The 20,184-nt window shown below is 60.2% G+C and carries 18 protein-coding genes; 3 read left to right on the top strand and 15 right to left on the bottom strand.

Translation table 11 applies throughout. The features are described 5' to 3' along the window. Window position 1: 1 nt before the first annotated feature. The 8 genes from GF108_RS01810 to hutI form a co-directional block, all read right to left on the bottom strand. The gene (locus tag GF108_RS01810) at window positions 2–526 is read right to left on the bottom strand and encodes a copper chaperone PCu(A)C (RefSeq protein ID WP_153666642.1); all 525 of its coding nucleotides are present in this window, start codon (window positions 524–526) and stop codon (window positions 2–4) included. A gap of 23 nt (window positions 527–549) precedes the next feature. Further along, a complete protein-coding gene (locus GF108_RS01805; protein ID WP_153666641.1) occupies window positions 550–1,911 on the bottom strand; it encodes a PepSY domain-containing protein in 1,362 nt (453 codons plus the stop codon). A gap of 81 nt (window positions 1,912–1,992) precedes the next feature. After that, a complete protein-coding gene (locus GF108_RS01800) occupies window positions 1,993–2,373 on the bottom strand; it encodes a hypothetical protein (RefSeq protein WP_153666640.1) in 381 nt (126 codons plus the stop codon). Window positions 2,374–2,451: 78 nt separating this feature from the next. After that, window positions 2,452–2,997, bottom strand: coding sequence for a HutD family protein (locus GF108_RS01795; RefSeq protein ID WP_153666639.1), 546 nt, complete (start codon window positions 2,995–2,997; stop codon window positions 2,452–2,454). Beyond that, window positions 2,997–4,667 (bottom strand): urocanate hydratase, encoded by a 1,671-nt coding sequence (gene hutU / locus GF108_RS01790; protein ID WP_153666638.1) that lies wholly within the window; start codon window positions 4,665–4,667, stop codon window positions 2,997–2,999. The genes GF108_RS01795 and hutU overlap by 1 nt, the downstream gene beginning before the upstream one ends. Further along, complete coding sequence (gene hutG / locus GF108_RS01785) at window positions 4,667–5,470, bottom strand: N-formylglutamate deformylase (RefSeq protein WP_153666637.1); 804 nt, start codon at window positions 5,468–5,470, stop codon at window positions 4,667–4,669. Before hutG ends, hutU begins: the two co-directional genes overlap by 1 nt. Next, window positions 5,467–7,008, bottom strand: coding sequence for a histidine ammonia-lyase (gene hutH, locus GF108_RS01780; protein ID WP_153666636.1), 1,542 nt, complete (start codon window positions 7,006–7,008; stop codon window positions 5,467–5,469). Before hutH ends, hutG begins: the two co-directional genes overlap by 4 nt. 2 nt (window positions 7,009–7,010) lie before the next feature. Continuing rightward, window positions 7,011–8,204, bottom strand: a complete 1,194-nt coding sequence (hutI, locus tag GF108_RS01775) for an imidazolonepropionase (RefSeq protein WP_153666635.1) — start codon at window positions 8,202–8,204, stop codon at window positions 7,011–7,013. Between the two features lie 84 nt (window positions 8,205–8,288). On the opposite strand from hutI, the gene GF108_RS01770 reads away from it, so the two are divergent. From GF108_RS01770 to GF108_RS01760, 3 genes are all read left to right on the top strand, one after another. After that, on the top strand, window positions 8,289–9,671 hold the full coding sequence (locus GF108_RS01770) for a formimidoylglutamate deiminase (protein WP_153666634.1): 1,383 nt from the start codon (window positions 8,289–8,291) through the stop codon (window positions 9,669–9,671). Next, window positions 9,668–10,369: a GntR family transcriptional regulator gene (locus GF108_RS01765; protein WP_370462045.1), complete on the top strand. Its 702-nt coding sequence runs from the start codon at window positions 9,668–9,670 to the stop codon at window positions 10,367–10,369. The genes GF108_RS01770 and GF108_RS01765 overlap by 4 nt, the downstream gene beginning before the upstream one ends. Window positions 10,370–10,467: 98 nt before the next feature. After that, window positions 10,468–11,667, top strand: coding sequence for an Mrp/NBP35 family ATP-binding protein (locus GF108_RS01760; RefSeq protein WP_153666633.1), 1,200 nt, complete (start codon window positions 10,468–10,470; stop codon window positions 11,665–11,667). A gap of 518 nt (window positions 11,668–12,185) precedes the next feature. Here the strand turns inward: GF108_RS01760 and GF108_RS01755 are convergent. The 7 genes from GF108_RS01755 to GF108_RS01725 all read right to left on the bottom strand — a co-directional run bounded on the left by GF108_RS01755 (window position 12,186) and on the right by GF108_RS01725 (window position 20,084). Next, window positions 12,186–12,575: a hypothetical protein gene (locus GF108_RS01755; protein ID WP_153666632.1), complete on the bottom strand. Its 390-nt coding sequence runs from the start codon at window positions 12,573–12,575 to the stop codon at window positions 12,186–12,188. A 12-nt stretch (window positions 12,576–12,587) separates the two neighbouring features. Beyond that, on the bottom strand, window positions 12,588–14,525 hold the full coding sequence (locus GF108_RS01750; protein ID WP_210386046.1) for a hypothetical protein: 1,938 nt from the start codon (window positions 14,523–14,525) through the stop codon (window positions 12,588–12,590). A gap of 146 nt (window positions 14,526–14,671) precedes the next feature. Beyond that, entirely contained in the window at window positions 14,672–16,597 is a 1,926-nt protein-coding gene (locus GF108_RS01745; protein ID WP_153666631.1) for a peptidase, read from the bottom strand. 370 nt (window positions 16,598–16,967) lie between these two features. Next, a complete protein-coding gene (gene fghA, locus GF108_RS01740; RefSeq protein WP_153666630.1) occupies window positions 16,968–17,804 on the bottom strand; it encodes an S-formylglutathione hydrolase in 837 nt (278 codons plus the stop codon). Window positions 17,805–17,815: 11 nt separating this feature from the next. Next, entirely contained in the window at window positions 17,816–18,475 is a 660-nt protein-coding gene (locus tag GF108_RS01735; RefSeq protein ID WP_153666629.1) for a DUF1345 domain-containing protein, read from the bottom strand. A 23-nt stretch (window positions 18,476–18,498) separates the two neighbouring features. After that, the gene (locus tag GF108_RS01730; protein WP_153666628.1) at window positions 18,499–18,972 is read right to left on the bottom strand and encodes a GNAT family N-acetyltransferase; all 474 of its coding nucleotides are present in this window, start codon (window positions 18,970–18,972) and stop codon (window positions 18,499–18,501) included. Beyond that, window positions 18,972–20,084 (bottom strand): S-(hydroxymethyl)glutathione dehydrogenase/class III alcohol dehydrogenase, encoded by a 1,113-nt coding sequence (locus GF108_RS01725; RefSeq protein ID WP_153666627.1) that lies wholly within the window; start codon window positions 20,082–20,084, stop codon window positions 18,972–18,974. Before GF108_RS01725 ends, GF108_RS01730 begins: the two co-directional genes overlap by 1 nt. Between the last annotated feature and the right edge of the window lie 100 nt (window positions 20,085–20,184).

Raw genomic sequence — 20,184 nt, 5'->3', positions numbered from 1 at the left:
TTCAGTGTCCCATGTCGGTGGCGTTGGCCGCGCCGACCATCAATTGCAGGTCCACCTTGCCGGCCTTGGCGAACTCCAGGGTAACAGGAACCATGTCGCCCTCCTTGAGCGGCGATTTCAAGCCCATCATCATGAGGTGCAGGCCGCCCGGCGCCAGCTTTACCGTCTCGCCAGCCGGAATTTCGAGGCCTTCCTTCAGCTGGCGCATCTTCATGACGCTGCCATCCATCTTCATTTCATGAACCTCGACCCGCTCCGCAACGGGCGTGGAGCCGCCGATAAGGCGGTCGGCTTCCTTCGATCCGTTGGCGATCGTCACGTAGCCGCCGCCAACCTTGGCTCCGGGCAGAGTGGCGCGAGTGAAGGCATCGCTCAAGGTGAGGTCGCCGGCCTTCACCGGCTCCATCGCGCCGCCGTCAGTCATTTCCGTGCCAGCCTGCATTGCCGAGTGATCATGGGCGGCCGCTGTGAGGGCGAAGGAAGCGGACACGAGAAGCGCCGCGGCAATTGTTGATAGTGTTTTCATGGAATGGGTCTCCACTTCGGATTTCAAGAGAATACACGTTTGAGGGGCGAGGGTATGCGCGTGAGCAACTGATCCAGGATCAACATTGCGAGAATGGCGAACCCGGTGAGGGGAAAGAGTACGCCGAAGCCAAGGATCACAAGGGTCAGGACAGCGAAAACACTTTTCTGCGTGGGCATGGGCGGCACGCCCAGCCGACCGGACGGGCGGCGCTTCCACCACATGACGACAGCGGTCACCGAGGTCAGGACGATGGCGAGGCAGGTCATGAGCATGACGATCTGGTTGGCGACCCCGTAATACTGGCCCATGTGAACGCCGATGCCGAATTCCATCGCCTTGGCGCCCGCGCCATAATCGCCGAATTTCAGGTCGATGAGGGGCTTGCCGCTGTACTGGTCGTAGTGAATGGTCCGCTGCTTTGCGATATCGTCTGGGAAGATCGCAGCGGTGTAGACGCCGGTTTTGCCTGAGGGCAGCGACACCTCGAATCCCGGGGTCAGGCCAGCCGCGTTGGCCGACGCCACGATGCTGTCGAGACCTACCGGCGAAGCACTGCTCGGCGAGGATGTAGGAACTGGCGCGTTTTCGACCGTCCAGCCGGCATTGGTCAGGACATCCTTGGTCGGCACCTCAGAACTCGGAACCTCGTCCCAAAGCTGGGTCGGATAACCGAGGCCGGCATTGGCAAGGACGGAGTTGGCTTTATCGCCCCAATAGCCGGACCAGGGCATGCCGGAGATCGCAAGGAAGAAGATCAGCGCCCCTGCGCCAGCTCCGGTCACGGCATGCAGGTCGCGCCAGAACACGCGCTTCTGCGGTGTGCCGCGAACACTGACGACGCCGCCGGTTTGTTTGCGCGGCCACCAGAGGTAGAAACCGGTGACGACGAGAATGAGGGCAAGCCCGCCCACCGCTTCGACGATACGGTTGAAGGGGAGGCCGAAATATTCGAGGCTGTGGATCTTCTTGTCGACCCAGTTGAACTCTTCCTTCTCTGCAACCGTGCCGAGAACCGCGCCGGTATATGGGTTGAGAAAGACGTAGGTTTTTCCGGCTTTCGTGCCAACGATGACGCGCACGGACTTGCTCGGCTCGGTCGGCGCGCGATAGCGCAGGACCTTGGAGCCCGGCACGGCTGCCTTGGCGGTTTCAGTCAAGAGCGACGGCGCAAGAGCGGTCCCCGTCGGCTCGACGACATTGCGATAGGCAAAGACCGTATTGTCGATCTCGTCATTGAACAGATAAAGGCCGCCGGTGATGGCGAGGTTGAGCATGAAGGGGATGACCAGCAGGCCGGCAAAGAAATGCCAGCGCCACACGGCCCGGTAAAGGGATAGGCTAATTGTATTGGGCTTCGCGGAAGCCACGCTCGAAATGGTCATTGGTAATCCAATCGTCTGACGATAAAGCATGACGAACTGCAAACGCAGGCCGTCGTGACGTGCCCTACGGCACGAACTGTGTCAGGCGAAAGGTGGGGCTTGCGGTGGTGCCGAAGGCGGATAGAGGCTGCGCGCGATCAGGATCGATTTGCGCGCTATCGCTATCGATTGCGCGGGCTGGAATTTCGCTTCCGATACAAATGGCGGAATAGCCAGGATGAACGATGCGGCCAGCCGGCACGCTTCGCAGCCCGTGCCATGCCAGACGCTCTTGTGGTTGTCCTCGCCGCCGCTGCCGGGGAGGCAGAGGACAGGAACGGTGCCGTCGGGAAGCGTATAGGCAGCAAGATCGATTGGCTGGGCCTCGGCGGCAACCGGCTTATGCGCGAAGGTAACGCATACGAGCGCAATGGCGCAAAGTATGCGCAATGCCGTTCGCCAGTCGTGCCAAATTCCGCGCATCAACGCCCCGATTCCAGTTCGAGCCAATCAAATACATCAGCGTCAGCTCAAAATCTATGCGGCAAAGCGACAATGAAATCAGGAGGCGTCGATCTCGATCAGCCAGCAACTTTCGGGTTTGCGGACGAAGGCCAGCGTTTCACCGCGAGCAAGGTGGATCGCATCGTCGATTTCGACGGTCTCGCCCGTGTGCAACGCAGCTTTTGAGCGAAGCAGCAGAAATGTTTCCTTGGCTTCCGCTGTCAGCTCCTGGCGTTCGAGCAGTGTAACACGGGCGGTAAAACGGCCGCGGCGCAACATGACGTTGAGATCGGTTACCGTCTCGATGACATCGGCGCGCGTCGGAATATCACCGGGAAACGGTATTGCCGGCGAAGTTGAGTCCAGTTTCACGGGCGTGCCGGCGCCAACTTGCAAATTCATGGCGCCGTCGAGCACCGCCAGTACCCTGTCGATGCCGGAAAAGGCGGAAAAGGGGCCGGTATCCGGCACCTTCGCCATGCTGATGCGCCAATCGAAGCCGTCGATTGCAGCCCCTTCCGGCGCTATGGCGATCTCAGTGGTAACGCCGGCGCCATTCTTCCATGGCATGCGCTTATGGACGCCGGCGCGTAATATACGCATCAGCCGAGGATACCGGGCAGGTTAAGGCCCTTTTCCTTGGCGCATTCGATTGCGATCTCGTAGCCCGCATCGGCATGGCGCATGACGCCGGTGGCCGGGTCGTTCCAGAGCACGCGGCCGATCCGCTCGGCGGCATCGTCCGTGCCGTCACAGCAGATCACCATGCCGGAATGCTGCGAATAGCCCATGCCGACACCGCCGCCGTGGTGAAGCGAAACCCAGGTCGCCCCGGACGCGGTGTTGAGGAGCGCATTGAGCAGCGGCCAGTCGGAGACGGCGTCCGACCCGTCCTTCATCGCTTCCGTCTCGCGGTTCGGCGAAGCAACGGAACCGGAATCGAGGTGATCACGGCCGATGACGATTGGTGCTTTCAGTTCGCCGTTTCGCACCATTTCGTTGAAGGCAAGGCCGAGGCGGTGGCGATCGCCGAGGCCGACCCAGCAGATGCGCGCCGGCAGCCCCTGGAAGGCGATGCGATCGCGTGCCATGTCGAGCCAGTTGTGCAGATGCGTATTGCCTGGCGTCAGTTCCTTCACCTTGGCGTCCGTCTTGTAGATGTCTTCCGGATCACCCGACAGGGCGACCCAGCGGAACGGACCGATGCCGCGGCAGAAGAGCGGACGGATGTAGGCCGGCACGAAGCCGGGGAAAGCAAAGGCGTTTTCAAGGCCTTCATCCTTGGCGACCTGCCGGATATTATTGCCGTAGTCGAGCGTGGGAATACCCTGGTTCCAGAACGCGAGCATGGCTTCCACATGCACGCGCATGGAGGCCCGCGCGGCCTTTTCGACGGCCTTTGGGTCGCTCTCGCGCTTCTCACGCCATTCGGCAAGGGTCCAGCCCTTGGGCAGATAACCGTTGATCGGATCGTGCGCCGAGGTCTGGTCGGTCACCATGTCAGGCCGTACGCCGCGACGTACGAGTTCCGGTAGAACATCCGCGGCATTGCCAAGAAGACCAACCGATTTGGCTTCGCCGGCCTTGGTCCAGCGATCGATCATCTCCAGCGCCTCGTCGAGCGTCTCCGCCTTGGCGTCGACATAGCGGGTGCGTAGGCGGAAATCGATCGAATCCGGATTGCATTCGACGGCGAGGCAGCAGGCGCCGGCCATGACCGCGGCGAGCGGTTGTGCGCCGCCCATGCCGCCAAGGCCGCCCGTGAGAATCCATTTGCCCTTGAGGTTGCCGTCATAATGCTGCCGGCCGGCCTCGACGAAGGTTTCATAGGTACCCTGCACGATGCCCTGCGTGCCAATGTAGATCCACGAACCCGCGGTCATCTGCCCGTACATGGCGAGACCCTTCTTGTCGAGTTCGTTGAAATGATCCCAGGTCGCCCAATGCGGCACCAGATTTGAATTGGCAATGAGAACACGCGGCGCGTTGGAATGCGTCTTGAATACGCCTACGGGCTTGCCGGACTGGACGAGCAGCGTTTCGTCCTCGTTGAGGGTCTTCAGCGTCGAAACGATCTTGTCGAAGTCGTCCCAGGTGCGCGCAGCGCGGCCAATGCCGCCGTAGACGACGAGTTCGTTGGGGTTCTCGGCAACGTCCGGATCGAGATTATTCATCAGCATCCGCAGGGGCGCTTCGGTCATCCAGGATTTGGTGTTGAGCTCATTGCCCCGGGGACTGCGGATTTCCCGGATATTGTGCCTCGGATTGTTCATTACTTGCTCCCCAGTTTAATGGCGGTCTGTGCGATGATTTCGAGTATGTCCTTGAGATGCCTGCGCAACTTCTCGGCCTTGCCTTCGTCGTAGTCGAAGGGTGGCGCTTCGGTCGCAAGATGCGACGATTGCGTCAGCTCCATCTGGATGGCGTGAATATTTGAGGAGGGCTTGCCATAATGGCGTGTCGTCCAGCCGCCTTTGAAGCGGCCATTGATCACGGCGTCGTAGCCGCGGGCGGCAAAAGCAATGCGGCCAACCGCAGAGGCAATTTCCGGCGAGCAGCTTGTGCCCTCATTGGTGCCGATGTTGAAATCCGGCAACTTCCCTGCAAACAGGAACGGGATATGCGAGCGGATGGAGTGGCAATCGTAGAGGATGGCCAGCCCATGCGTCTTGCGCACCCGCTGGATTTCCTCAAACAGGGCCTCATGATAAGGGCGATGAAACTGGTCGAGCCTCAGCTTCGTATCGGCTGACGTCGGCATTTCGCCGTCGCGCCAGATGGCTTTCCCGTCGAAATCAGTTTCCGGAATGAGCGCCGTGGTGTTCTGGCCTGGATAGAGACTGCCACCCGCAGGATCGCGGTTCGCATCGATGACGTAGCGGTGGAACGTCGCCCTGACGGTCGAGACGCCTAGCAGGAGGCCATCATAAAGTTGGTCCACATGCCAGTCGGTGTCGGCGAGACGCTGTCCGTTTTCGTTGAGACGCGACCAGATTTCGGCAGGCACATCCGTGCCTGTGTGCGGAAATCCGAGGATGATCGGCAGCGATCCCTGTTTGACCTCGACAATGCTCATAGACGCGTATCCAGAACTGGGAGAATTTCGGCCGAAATCGCGGCGTTCAGTGCGCCTGAGGCAACAAGCTCGCTTACGGCCTGAAGGTCCGGCGCCATATAGCGGTCGTCGTCAAGTGTCGGCACCGCTGAGCGGATAACGCCGTGGGCGCGGGTGAGTTCCGGGCTGGTTGCGAGCGGGCTGCGCAGGTCGATGCCTTGCGCCGCCGTCAGCGCCTCGATGCCGATGATCGAGAACAGATTGTCCGTCATCTGCAGAAGCCGGCGGGCTCCATGGCAGGCCATGGAAACGTGATCTTCCTGGTTGGCCGACGTTGGCGTCGAATCGACCGACGCCGGATGCGACATCTGCTTGTTTTCCGACATAAGCGCAGCGGAGGTGACCTCTGCGATCATCAATCCGGAGTTGAGGCCGGGTTTGCGCGCAAGAAATGCCGGCAGGCCATAGCTCAAGGCTGGATCGACCAGCAATGCGATGCGGCGCTGGGCGATCGCGCCGATTTCGCAGATGGCAAGCGCGATCTGGTCCGCCGCGAACGCGACCGGCTCAGCATGGAAGTTGCCGCCCGAGACGACGGAACCATCGCTGAGGACCAGCGGGTTGTCGGTGACGGCATTGGCCTCGATTTCGAGCGTGCGCGCGGCCATGCGCAAGAGATCGAGGCACGCCCCGTCAACCTGCGGCTGGCAGCGGATGCAGTATGGATCCTGCACGCGCTCGTCGCCTTCGATGTGACTTTCGCGGATCGGTGAATTTTCGAGGAGGCGGCGAAGCGCTGCCCCGGTGTCGATCTGGCCGCGATGCCCGCGCAAGGTATGGATATCAGGGTGAAACGGCGCGGACGAGCCCATGGCCGCGTCGGTCGAGAGCGCTCCGGTGATCAAAGCGGACTGGGCAGCCCGGTGAGTACGGAACAGGCCTGCAAGGGCGAGCGCGGTGGAAACTTGGGTGCCGTTGATCAGGGCAAGCCCTTCCTTGGCGGCAAGAACGACGGGCTTCAGCCCGGCCTTGGCAAGGCCATCGCCTGCCGGCATCCGCTCGCCGCCAAAGACGACGTCGCCTTCGCCGATCATGGCTGCGGCCATGTGCGCGAGCGGAGCGAGATCGCCCGATGCGCCGACCGAGCCCTTTTCCGGAATGACGGGGATGACGCCCTTGTCGAGCACTCCCTCAATCAGGCTGATGAGTTCGGGACGGACGCCGGAAGCGCCGCGACCGAGCGAGATCAGCTTCAGCGCCATGATCAGGCGCACGATGTTTTCGGGCAGCGCATTGCCGACGCCGCAGCAATGGGAAAGGATGAGGTTGCGTTGCAGGGTCGCCACATCAGCCGCATCGATCTTGATACTGGCAAGCTTTCCGAAGCCGGTATTGATCCCGTAAACGGGAGCGTTGCCCCGCGCAATCTCGGCGATGCGTGCCGCTGCAGCCTCGATCCCGGCCTTGAACGATTGGTCCAGCCGTACGGCCTCGCCCTGCCAATAGATGGTTTCCAATACTGAAATAGGCACGGAGCCGGGGTGGAGAACAACGGTCATGGTTACGCTTTCAAGAAGAGCTGGTGAAGCGGGTTGAAGCCAATGCGGTAACAGAGCTCCGCCGGTTGCTCTGCATTCCAGATCGCAATCTCGGCCCGTTTTCCGGGCGCGATCGTGCCGATGTCGTTGTGAAGCCCGAGTGCGCGCGCTGCCTCGCGGGTTGCGCCGGCGAGTGCTTCCTCGACGGTGAGGCGAAACAGAGTACACGCCATGTTCATCGTCAGAAGCAAGGAGGTGAGCGGCGACGTGCCGGGATTGCAGTCGGTGGCAACGGCGATGTGTACGCCCGCTTCTCGTAGCAACTTTAAGGGAGGAGCCCGTTCCTCGCGCAGGGCGTAGAAGGCGCCGGGCAGGAGCACGGCAACGGTACCGGCTTCGGCCAGGGCATTGGCGCCCTCGGCGTCGAGATATTCAAGATGGTCGGCCGACAGGGCGCCGTAGGATGCCGCAAGCTTTGCGCCGCCGAGATTGGACAATTGCTCGGCATGAAGTTTCACAGGCAGGCCAAGACTTTTGGCCTTGTCGAACACGCGCGCGATCTGTGCCGGCGAAAAGGCGATGCCTTCGCAAAAACCGTCCACCGCATCGACCAGTCCTTCCGCGTGCGCCGCTTCGAGACCCGGCAGGGCGACTTCGGCGATGTAATCATCCGAGCGTCCCTTGTATTCGGGCGGCACGGCGTGCGCGCCGAGATAGCTCGTCTTGATCCGGACCGGGCGCAGCGTCGCGAGCCTGCGCGCAACGCGCAGCATCTTGAGTTCGGCTTCGATATTCAGGCCATAACCGGATTTGATCTCGATCGTCGAAATCCCCTCGGCCAGCAGCGTGTCGAGGCGCGGCAGGCTTTGCGCCACCAGTTCATCCTCGCTGAGCGCATTGGTTGACTTGACCGACGACACGATGCCGCCACCGGCGCGCGCGATTTCCTCATAGGTTGCGCCTTCAAGGCGCATTTCGAACTCGCGGGCACGGTTGCCGCCGAAAACGAGGTGGGTGTGACAATCGACAAGCGCCGGGGTTGCCAGCCTGCCACCGAAATCCTCGATTTCTACATTGTTCCAGTCGCCCGGAACGTCTTTGCCAACCCAGGCGATGCGGTCGCCTTCGACGCCGATTACGCCATCCTCGATCAAGCCGTAAGGCGCTCCGATGTCTTCCAGCGTTGCGATGCGAAGTCCCGAAAGGATTTTTCTCATTGGCGTTGGCCGTGTCCCATTATGGTCTTGCTCATACCATTATTATGTATATACATATTATGTCAATCGGGTGCAGGAGAAGAAATGAGCGAGGCCACGAAATCAGTTTTTGCGCGCAGGGCCCTGACGGCCAATGGCTGGGAAAACAACGTGCTCATCCGCGTCGACGCGAGCGGACGCATCGCGTCGGTGACGCCGGAAACTATCGCAGAATCAGGCGCTTATACCGTCGATGCCTTGCTTCCCGCGCAAAGCAACCTGCACAGTCACACCTTTCAGCGCGCCATGGCGGGCTTGTCGGAGGCACGCAGCCCAGCCGGGCGCGACAGCTTCTGGACGTGGCGCGAAGTCATGTATCGCTTTCTCGATATTCTCGATCCTGAGGATATTGAGGCGATTGCCGCCTTCGCCTTCGTCGAAATGCTGGAGTCTGGATATTCCAGTGTCGCCGAGTTTCAATATGTGCACCATCAGCCCGGCGGTGCGACTTATGCAAAGCTCGGGGAATTGTCGGAACGCATTGCCGCCGCCGCCAGCGCAACCGGCATCGGGCTGACGATTTTACCGGTCGCCTATATGCAGGGCGGCGTCGACGGCCGTGCGCTTGCCGGCGGTCAGCTTCGGTTCGGAAACCAGCTCGACCGCTATGTGCCGCTGGCTGAAGAGGCAAAGAAAGCTGCGGCCAGCGTCAGCCCCGATGCCGGTTTCGGCGTCGCGCCGCATTCCATCCGCGCCGTGAACGAACGCGATTTGAAGGCGCTGGAACAGCATTTTCCGGGCGTTCCCTTCCATATCCATATTGCCGAGCAGATACCGGAACTTCAGGAAGTCGAAGCCGCCTATGGCCAGCGCTCGATGAGCTGGTTGCTTGATCATCTGCCCGTCGCCGAGCGCTGGTGCCTCATCCATTCGACCCACATGAATGAGGACGAGACGCTGCGCGTCGCGGCGAGCGGCGCGGTTGTCGGCCTGTGTCCGATCACCGAAGCCAATCTTGGCGACGGCATTTTCAACGGCGTCCAATATCTGAACGCTGGCGGACGGTTCGGCACCGGCTCCGATTCCAATATTCGTATTGCGCCTTCCGAGGAGCTGCGCCAGCTCGAATACAGCCAGCGTCTGCGCGACGTTTCGCGCGTCACGCTTTCGCGCGACGGAAAATCCTGCGGCCGCACGCTTTACGACGCCGCGTTGCTGGGCGGAGCTCAGGCACTCGGGCGGGCGAGTGGCAGCCTTGAAGTTGGCAAATGGGCGGATATGATTGCCCTTGATGTTGATAACGCAGCGGTTTTAGGCCTTACCGGCGACAGGCTGCTTGACGGCTGGATATTTGCTGGCGACAGAGATGCGGTAAGCGACGTCTGGTCGGCCGGACGCCACGTCGTGCGCGAAGGCAGGCATCGCGATCGCGCTTCGATATTTAAAGCCTACAAGGCGCGCCTCGCGTCGATTCTGGAGAGAGTGTGACGGCAACCGCGCGCAAATCGTTCCATGCGATCAAGGCCGAGATGGCGCGCCGCATTGCCGAGCGTGTCTGGGCGCCCGGCGCGCTGATACCCGGCGAGGAGGTGCTTGCCGTCGAGTTTGGCTGCGCCCGCGCCACCGTAAACCGGGCGCTGCAGGAACTTGCGCGCGGCGGCGTTCTGGTGCGCAAGCGCAAGGCCGGCACGCGTGTTGCGCTGCATCCGATGCGCGAGGCACGTTTCGTCATCCCGATCGTGCGCCAGGAGATCGAGAACAAGGGCGGCACCTATCAGTTTCGCCTCGTTTCCAATGTGGTGGAAAAGGCGCCCGCATGCGTGACGATGCGCCTTGGCATCACCAAGGCCAAGGACATGCTGCATGTGCGCTGTCTGCACCTTTCCGATGAAAAGCCCTACCAGTATGAGGACCGCTGGACCAATCTGGATGCAGTGCCGGCCATTCGCCACGAGACTTTCGAGACCGTCAGCCCGAACGAATGGCTTGTTACCCACTCGCCGTTTTCGCAGGCGGAAATCGTGTTCCATGCTGGGCTCGCCGACCCGGACGAAGCCGAAATGCTCGATCTTGGCGTGAACGATCCCGTCTTCGTCATCGAGCGCCTGACCTACCTGCCGCAAAAGCCAATCACTTTCGTTCGCATGATCCATCCTGGCTCGCACCGCATGGTGACACAGCTCTGATTCGGCGCCGCCGGGTCTGCTCCGTGCAAATGATCATTGGCGTTTGGTCCCAACTGCACTATTTGAGTCCCCAAGGAACGACAGGGATGGAATTTTAAATGGCAGGCGTGACGAAAGAGCAGGTCCTCGAACAGCTAAAGACTGTGACGGGCCCCGATTTCAACAGCAACATCGTCGAGCTCGGCCTTGTTTCGGATATCTTCATTGCCGACAACAAGGTGTTTTTCTCGATTACTGTCCCCGCCGCCCGCGCCCAGGAACTGGAACCGCTGCGGTCCGCCGCCGAGCGCGTCGTCAAGGCGATGCCCGGCGTTGCCGGTGCAGTCGTTGCTTTGACCGCCGAAAAGAAAGGCGGCCCGACCAGTGATGACGCACCGCGGTCAACGCCTTCACCACGTCCTGCGCAACGTTCCGCACCCGCCGGGGCCACCCCGCCGCCGCGCGTTCCGGCGCAAGGCGCACAGCCGCACACCCATGGAGCCGCGCCGGTGAAGGCCGGCGTGCCCGGCGTTGGCGCGATCATCGCGGTGGCCTCGGGCAAGGGCGGCGTCGGCAAGTCGACCACGGCGGTCAATCTCGCACTCGGCCTCAGCGCCAATGGCCATCGTGTCGGCATTCTCGATGCTGATATTTACGGGCCGTCCATGCCGCGCCTCCTCAATCTGCATGGCAGGCCGGAAGTGGTTTCCGGCCGGGTGCTGAAGCCGATGCAAGGCTATGGGCTCAAGGTCATGTCGATCGGCTTCCTCGTCGAGGAGGAAACGCCGATGATCTGGCGCGGGCCGATGGTAATGTCGGCGCTGACGCAGATGCTGCGCGAGGTGGAGTGGGGCGATCTCGATGTGCTGGTCGTCGATATGCCGCCGGGCACCGGCGACGCGCAATTGACCATGGCGCAGCAGGTGCCGCTTGCCGGCGCCGTCATCGTCTCGACGCCGCAGGATCTGGCGCTGATCGATGCGCGCAAGGGCCTCAACATGTTCAAGAAGGTCGACGTGCCGCTTCTCGGCATTGTCGAGAACATGAGCTATTTCATCGCTCCGGATACCGGCGCGCGCTACGATATTTTCGGCCATGGCGGCGCGCGCAAGGAGGCTGAGCGCCTTGGCGTGCCCTTCCTCGGCGAAGTGCCGCTTGTCATGGAAATCCGCGAAACATCCGACAGCGGAAGGCCGGTTGTGGTCAGCAACCCCGATGGTCCGCAGGCCAAGGCCTACCGCGAGATCGCGGCGAAGGTCTGGGACGAGTTGCAATCGGCCAAGGGCGGACGCACCGCCCCGGCGATCGTGTTCGAATAGGTCGGTTCCTTGAGGTCTGCATTTAAGTCCGTTCGTATTTTCGGACTTTAGTACAAGGATCCCCACGCCCGCCCGTTGGTCTCCTTTACAGATTCTCCGCTCAGACGCTGCCACTGGTGGTCCTTGGGTCAAAGCCCCCGGGGATCAGTTTGCGCAAAGAGGCTGACTCTTGTGCGGATGCAGGCGTAAGGCCGGGGCCCGGTGCTGGGATGCCGGCGAGATGGTGGCATTAGGAGCGAGGCTCGGTGGGCTAGGCGCCGGGTGAGGGCTCGGCCAAATTAGACTCGCCGAGGTGAGGGCAGGTGCCGGGCAATGTAAGACTGGGGCTGGTTGGGACGATGCTGGTCCGTTTAGGACTTGGGTGCGCAAGGTTAGCGACCGCAGTGAGCGACGCGCCTCGAAACCCGCTTCACTCGGACCACATCGCTTTTTCTGAACCGAAATGACTTAACGCCTGAGGCGTAAGCCCAAGCATAGGCGCCGCGTGAAGGGCTGTAACCCCTCCACGCGGCACCACGTCACTCGATCGTCTTCACCGTCGATGCCCGGGCCTTGACCCTTGCCTTGGCGGTTGCGCCAATGCTGCGCGCATCCATGAATGCCTGGATTTGATCGAAGCTGACATAGCCGGCGCCAGCCGTGTCGATTTCGGCGAAATGATCGGCGATGAAGCCCCAATTGGCGTCTTTTGCCTGCTGCTTCGTCAGTCGCGGAGAAGAGCCCGCCGCGGCCTTGAAGCGTTGCAGGAGCCGCTGGTCGAGTTCCTGCTGAATGCCGGTCTCGGTCAAGGGCTCGCGCACTGTGCCGGATGGATCTGCCGGCGGCTTGCGCAGATCGTCATAGGCCTGGGCCGGCGATGCGAGCATGAGCGCTGCCAGAAGCGATGTCGATATGATTATACGGTTCATGGCTGGCTGCTCCTAGTTCGAGGCAATGGCTGGCGGCAGGCTGTAGCGCGGGTCGTCGAAAAACTTGTCGATCTCCGCCTTCAAGGGCGCGCGCGACGCCTCGGTGTTGTAGGTCATGTGGCCGCCTTCGAACCATTTGACCGGCACCCGGTCCGCCATTCCCGCGTTCTGCAAATCAAGCTCGGTCTGGAATCCAGGGGTCGCGATGTCCTCGTAGCCATGGAGGACGAGCAACTTTAACTCCGGGTTCAACGCGATTGATTCTCGAAGGTCAGGAATGCTGGAGGGGCTCAAGTCACCCACCGAACCCCGGTGTGGCCAATTCCAATTATATATAGCGTAGCAACAATAACTGTAGTCTGATCGATTCGTGTAGTTCACCGATTGTTTCATATAGCTTTTGAACTGGTTGACGAAGGCCTCATCGATGTACTCGTCGGGATCGTAGGGCGCATTGGACGGAAGTTTCATGCGCGCGTCGTATCGCCCCAACTTGAATTCCGGTACAAGACTTTGTTGCACCCATCCCGGCCCGACGTTTGGGTCATTTGCCCACTGGGCTGCCGGGATACCGGTCTTTGCTTTCAGTTCTGCGATAAGGTCCTTACCGGGTTGCGTAGCGGCGAACGTCTTCCAGGGAACCAAGGGGCTTCCGGCAGGCGGGGACAATGGGTGTTCCATTACCGATGGAAGATATTTCTCGGTAACAAAATTTCGTACGGTCTGCAGATAGTTTTCGGCGGATGCATTTCCCCGAGCCGTGGCGCGTTTATGATAATCGCCGGTCATTGCAAAAGATGGCAAATATCCGGCGCAACTGACACCGACAGTCATGTTACAGTCGCTCGCATAGTCGAGAAGTGGTGAATTCAGGATCAGGCCCGAAAGGACGATGCTCTTTTTGCCGGAGGATTCCGGCAAAAATCGAGCCGTACCCTCATTGAGCAGCAGATCGGCGACAATCGGCGTGCGGATACCGCCGTAGGACTCGCCATAGAGATATTTAGGGGATGTCTGCCTGTTGTTGACATTGTTGTAGCGGATGATGAAATCGCGAACCAGGCCCGCATCCCAGTCGGTGCCCCAGAAATTTTTGTTTAAGTATGGGGCAACAGCGGTCGAATAGCCTGTTCCCGCGGGATCGACGAATACGATATCCGTCTTGTCGAGAAGCGTGATCGCATTCTCTTCCAACGGCAGGGTTGACGGTGGCTCGTTGTAGAACTCTTCCGGAATCGACGGTGCATCGGATTTCAGCCGCACCGGCGCCCAGGAGCCCATATGGAGCCAGATGGAAGCGGACCCCGGTCCACCATTCCATAAAAATGTGACAGGCCGCTTGTCCTTCGGAAGCCCGTCGCGCGTATAGGCTGTATAGAAGATCGCGGCTTGCGCCTCTTGCTTGCCGGGAGCAGGGCCCTTGGGCCCGTAGGCGATGAGGTGACCGGCGCTGGCGGTAAATGGAACCGTCTTGCCGCCGATCGTCATCGAACTACGCTTGACCGAGGTGGTTTCGTCCACCTGGGATTGGAGGATCGTCCCCCCAAGGTTCGTATCATAGATGTTAGGATCATCGAGCACACGGTCTTGCGGCGCGAGAAGGGCAAAGGCCTTCTCTTCCAGCCCGGCATCGGCAAGGAGCGTCCCAGCCTCGACGATGAGACCAACCGCAGCCAGCTTGTCTGCGGCTTTTTCGAACTCGCCGCCCTTCTGAAGTGCCGCCGCCTCGCGTTTGGCCCGCTCAGTCGGATTTTCAGTAATGGCCTCCGCCGGCTTTAATATGGTGGTGGTTGTGCCGCCTCCCCCGGTAGAGGGTACGTTTGCGGCGGCGTTTCCCGACGTAGGATTATTGAAGGTGCTCGCACCATCTGGCTGTGGCGCGGAAGAATCAGAACCATCGCAAGCCGTCAGCAACAGCAAGGTGGCGAGAGCGCAATTTCTCAAATTCATTCTGGTTAAATCCTTATCTTAAGATGAAGGCGTCTTCTCAGATCGAGAAGGGTAGAGTTATGCCGAGGGTGCATTCTGCTTGCCGACAAGCTTGATCGTTCGCAAGCAGGCACGCGTGGTGACGCGCTGCAGCACACCCTCTTTTCCTATTGAGAAGAGAGGGCTGGCGGCAGGCTATAGCGGGGATCGTCGAAAAATTTGTCGAGTTCGGCCTTCATCGGCGCGCGCGCCTCTTCAGCCAGGTAAATCATGTGCCCGCCCTCGAACCATTTAACGGGAATCCGGTCGCCGAGAGCGGCTTTCTTCAGATCGAGTTCAGTCTGGAAGCCGGGAGCCACAAGATCCTCGTAGCCATGCAGGATGAGCAGCTTAAGATGCGGAGAGAGCCTCAGAGCCTCACTGAGATCGGGAGTGCTCGCAGGACGCGAGGTGGCAGGCATATATTCCCGTGCGCTTCGGACATCGCAGCAGGCCTTATAGCCTGAGTTGCTTTGATAGTTCACCGACTTTTTCATATAGGTCGTGAACTCGTTGCTGAACGCACGATTGACATACGTATCGAGATTGTAGGCAGAAGGCGTTGGAAGCGTCAGGCGAGCGTCGAATAGGCTGAGGCGCTTGCCTGGCACAAGGTTATCCCGCACATCGTCGAGGATCACGAAGCCCTCATCATTCCATTCACTCCCTATATAACCGGTTTTCGTCGTGAGTTGATTGACGAGGTCTTGGCCGGGAGCGGTCGCGGTCCAGGTCGACCACGGTACGACGTCACTTCCTTGCGGAGCCTCTTCCGGGTGCGCCTCATGGGCTGGTAAATACGTCTCCGTAACGAATTTTTTAACTGCTTGGAGATATGCCTCCCGTGTTGCGGTGCCGCGTCCAGCGCCGAGCTTGTGATAATCGCCAACCATTGCGAAGGATGGCAGGTAGCTGGCGCAGGTCTGGTAGGTACCGCGGTATATGTCACAGCGCTCCACCGGATCGAGGTTTGGCGAACCGAGGACGAGACCCGACAATGCAATGGCTGGCTTGCCCGACTTGTCCGGTGTGAAACGGCCGGTACCTGCATTGAGGAGCAGGTTTGCAACCCTTGAGGCGCTTGTTGAACCAGAGGATTCGCTAAGAAGGTATTTTGGCGAACTCTGGCGATCATTCACATTGTTGTAGCGAATTATGAAATCGCGGATGACGACGCTCGATGTGTCAGCTGGCGCGAAGTTCTTGTTGGTAAATGGGGCGATGGCAGTCGAATAGCCCATTCCCACGGGATCGATGAAGACGAGATCCGTCTTGTCGAGAAGCGTAAGACTGTTTTCCTCAAGCGGAAACGTAGTTGGCACCTTCTGGTAAAATGCCTGGGGTATGGGTGCGTCAACTCTAAGCCGGTTAGGTCCCCACGAGGCCATGTGCAACCAGAGTGAGGAGGCCCCGTTATCCCATACGAAGGTTATGGGGCGGTTGCCCTTCGGCAGGCCGTCACGGGTATAGGCTGTATAAAAGATTGCGGCCTGGGCATCTTGCTGTCGGGATGTCGGATCTTCGGGCGCGTAGGCAATCAGATGGCCCGCGCGTGCAGTAAACGGTACCGTCTTGGCGCCCACCTTCAGGGAACCGCGCTTGACCGATGTGGTCTCGTCGATCTGCCATCGCATGATCAAACCGTCCGGACCCGTGTCGTAGCCGGTAGTATCATTGACGCTGTGATCCTCGGGCACGAGGAGATCAAAAGCTTCTTCTTCGAGGCCCGCATCCGCGAGAAGGGCTCCGGCCTCATCCAGGAGACCCGCGGCAGACAATTTGCTTGCCGCATCTTCAAACTTGCCATTCCCCTTGAGGACGGCTGCCTCGCGTCGCACCGCAGCGAGTGGATCCTCGGTGACGACAGCGGGCGGCGTTTCGGGATTTGGAGCGACGATTACCGGCGCGCCCGTAACGGCAACTGGTGCTGTGGCGGCCGTGGCTTCAGAGGCTGCAAACGTGCTCGGCGCTTGTGACTGGTCCTCGGCAGTCTTTGAATCGTCGCACGCCGCAAGTGCAACGAGCAGGGCAAGAACTGAATATCTAAAATTCATTGGCGCTAATTCCTCGATTAAAAATCTAACCTTTAAAAACAACTGCGGCCGCGTCAATTAGCCGAAAGTTTAATCAATGGTTTGTTATGACTGAAGATTACGCAGTTGGGTTTTCGAAGCTCCTTGAAACCGATGATCCAGTCCATCCGCCACCTATTTTGGCGGCACTAACTGTAATTCCATTCCAGGAGGATCTGGTGGCGCGATAAGGTAGATAGTAGATTAGACAACAGCGAGAGCGGTGGCATACACGTCTCTCCAAGCAATCCGCATCGCTTGTTTCTGAACGGAAGTGACCCGTGCCTAAGTGTCGATTATGGGCAACGACGCGGGCCGTCAACGCCGCTACGCCCCTCTGCATCTGAAACGCTCAGCCCGTCACGCGCTGTGCGTGCCAGGCAATGTGATCAGCCATAAAGGTTGAGATGAAAAAGTAGGAATGATCGTAGCCGTCGCGCATATTGAGCGTCAGTGGAATGCCGGCCTTGGCGCAGGCCTCTTCCAGCAGCCAGGGGCGCAGGCCATCGTCAAGAAATCCGTCGGCCTTGCCCTGATCGACCAGCAATTCCGCCACGCGCGCGCCATCCTCGATGAGCGCAACGCTGTCATAGGCCCGCCACGCCGCTTCGTCCGGCCCGAGATATTTCTCGAAGGCCGGGCGTGACCAGCCGGCGACCATGGGCCGCGCGATCGGCGCGAACGCTGAAACGGATTTGAAACGTCCCTTGTGCTTCAGGGCTTGTGTGATCGCGCCATGGCCGCCCATGGAATGACCGAATATGCCCTGACGCTCCATATCCACGGGGAAGTTGGTCGCCACCAGCGCCGGAAGTTCCTCGCCGATATAACTTGCCATCCGATAGTTGGTCGACCAGGGCGCTTGCGTGGCGTCGAGATAAAAGCCGGCGCCGCTGCCGAATTGCCAGTTGTCTTTTTCGTCCGGCACATTCTCGCCGCGCGGGCTCGTATCCGGACAGATGATGGCGACACCGTGTTCGGCTGCGGCGCGGCGATATTCGCCTTTGTCCATCACGTTCTGATGCGTGCAGGTAAGCCCCGAGAGGTACCAGAGGAGCGGCACCGGACCGTCCTTCGCCTGCGGCGGCAGGAATACGGCAAAGGTCATGTCGCATTGGCAGGCTTCGCTGCGATGGCGATAGACGCCCTGAATTCCCTCGAAGCTCGTGGCGGTGGATAGCGTTTCCATGGGATCCCGATTTATTGCGGTTGGCCGAGGGCGACGGCGACATTCACCGCGGCTGCGACCAGCACCGTATTGAAGAAGAACGAAACGATGGCGTGGACGAGATTGATCCGGCGCATCTGCGAACTGGTGATCGCGGTGTCGGACGTCTGCGCCGTCATGCCGATAATATAGGAGAAGTAGACGAATTCGATGCCGCCGGGCTCCTTGTCGCCAGGAAAGTCGAGACCGCCGGCGTGGTGGCGCGGCTTGTCTTTCACGCCATCGGCATCTTCGCCCGGCTGCCAGTACATATGGGCATAGTGGATCGCCGTCATCATGTGGATCGTCAGCCAGCCGAGCGGGACTGCGAAAAGCGTCAGCGTCAGGTCGAGCGGGTGCTTGTCCTGCCCGGAATTGATCAGCGCAAACAGCGAGCCGACTGCGACGAGCACCGTGCAAAAAGTGACGGCGAAGATGATGCCCACAGGCTCGTCCGATTTGGCCGCATTGTTGCGAAGGTAGTCTGGCGTGAGCCTGTGAACCTTGAATGCCGACAGGAGCAGGTAGATGACGAAAAACGCATTGGCGGCAATGACAGCGGCAATGCGCGACGAGAGCAGGAACACCGCAACTGCGAATACGGCGATCCCGACGACGGCGGCAATGTAAAAGGGATTATGGCGTTTCCACATGTGGGCCCTTTGTCGAACGACAGCTAGTCTGTTGCGACCGCAGCGGGGCGCTGCATGTCGATATGCGGAATGTCGTCCTCGAGATACTCCTCCGACACCGGCACGAAGCCGAAGGATTCATAGAAGCCCTTGAGGTGGCTCTGCGCCGAAAGATTGATCGGGCGTTCGGCATAAAGCCGCTCGCATTGGGCAATGGCCTCGACCATCAGCCGCTCGCCAAGGCGTTTGCCGCGATGATCCGGAGAGACGACGACGCGGCCGATCCGGGCCGCTGGCTCGTCCTTTTCCGGCTTGCGGATGCGGGCGCCACCGACCAGCGTCTTGCCATCCATCAGGCGCAGGTGCAGCGCATCGACATCCTTTCCGTCGAGCTCGGGGTAGGGACATTTCTGCTCGACGACGAAGACGTCGACTCGCATCTTGAGCATATCATAGAGTTCGCGCGGGCTGAGTTCGTCCAGCCCGCTGAGGATCACTTTATACGGACCGGGTTGCATCAGAAAGTGACGACCGAACGGATCGACTTGCCCTCATGCATGAGATCGAATGCAGTATTGATTTCGTCGAGCGGCATTGTGTGGGTGATCAACGAGTCGATATCGATCTTGCCCTCCATGTACCAGTCGACGATCTTCGGCACATCGGTGCGCCCGCGCGCGCCGCCAAAAGCCGTGCCGCGCCAGTTGCGACCGGTGACGAGCTGGAACGGCCGCGTCGAAATTTCCTTGCCGGCCTCGGCAACGCCGATGACGATGCTGGTGCCCCAGCCGCGATGGCAGCATTCGAGCGCCTGGCGCATGACATTGGTATTGCCGGTGGCGTCGAAGGAAAAATCGGCGCCGCCATCCGTCAACTCTTGGATTGCCTGAACGACCCTGTCATTGCCTACTTCGTTCGGATTGACGAAATCGGTCATGCCGAATTTTTTCGCCATCGCCACCTTGCCGGGATTGATGTCGACACCGATGATCTTGTCGGCGCCGACCATGCGTGCACCCTGAATCACATTAAGGCCGATGCCGCCGAGCCCGAAGACGACGACATTCGCGCCGGGCCACACCTTGCCCGTATAGATGACGGCGCCGATGCCGGTGGTGACGCCGCAGCCGATGTAGCAGATCTTGTCGAATGGCGCGTCCTCGCGCACCTTGGCAAGGGCGATTTCGGGCAGCACGGTGAAGTTGGAGAAAGTCGAGCAGCCCATATAGTGGAAGACCTCACCGCCTTCGCAGGAAAAGCGGCTGGTGCCGTCGGGCATGACGCCTTGCCCCTGCGTCGAGCGGATGGCTGTGCACAGGTTCGAGCGCTGCGAAAGGCATGTCTTGCACTGGCGGCATTCGGGCGTATAGAGCGGAATGACATGGTCGCCGACCTTCAGCGAGGTCACGCCCGCGCCAATCTCGCGCACGATTCCTGCGCCCTCATGCCCGAGAATCGCCGGGAACTTCCCTTCGGAATCAAGCCCGGAAAGCGTGTAGGCATCGGTGTGGCAGACCCCGGTCGCCATGATCTCGACGAGCACTTCACCGGGCTTGGGGCCGCTGATCTCGATCGTTTCGATGGTGAGCGGCTTTTTGGCCTCCCAGGCGACGGCGGCGCGCGATTTCATTATTGTCTCCCTGATGCGTCTCGATCAGCAATGTGATTTGCTTTGGCGCACTATCGGGAAGGGGCACAGGGTCGTCAATCCGAACCGCGACATTTCTCGT

The organism is Phyllobacterium sp. SYP-B3895, from assembly GCF_009647635.1.
Taxonomy (GTDB): Bacteria; Pseudomonadota; Alphaproteobacteria; order Rhizobiales; family Rhizobiaceae; genus Phyllobacterium; species Phyllobacterium pellucidum.
The sequence above is the reverse complement of the archived record's forward strand: the minus strand, read 5'-3'. Positions and strand labels throughout refer to the sequence as shown.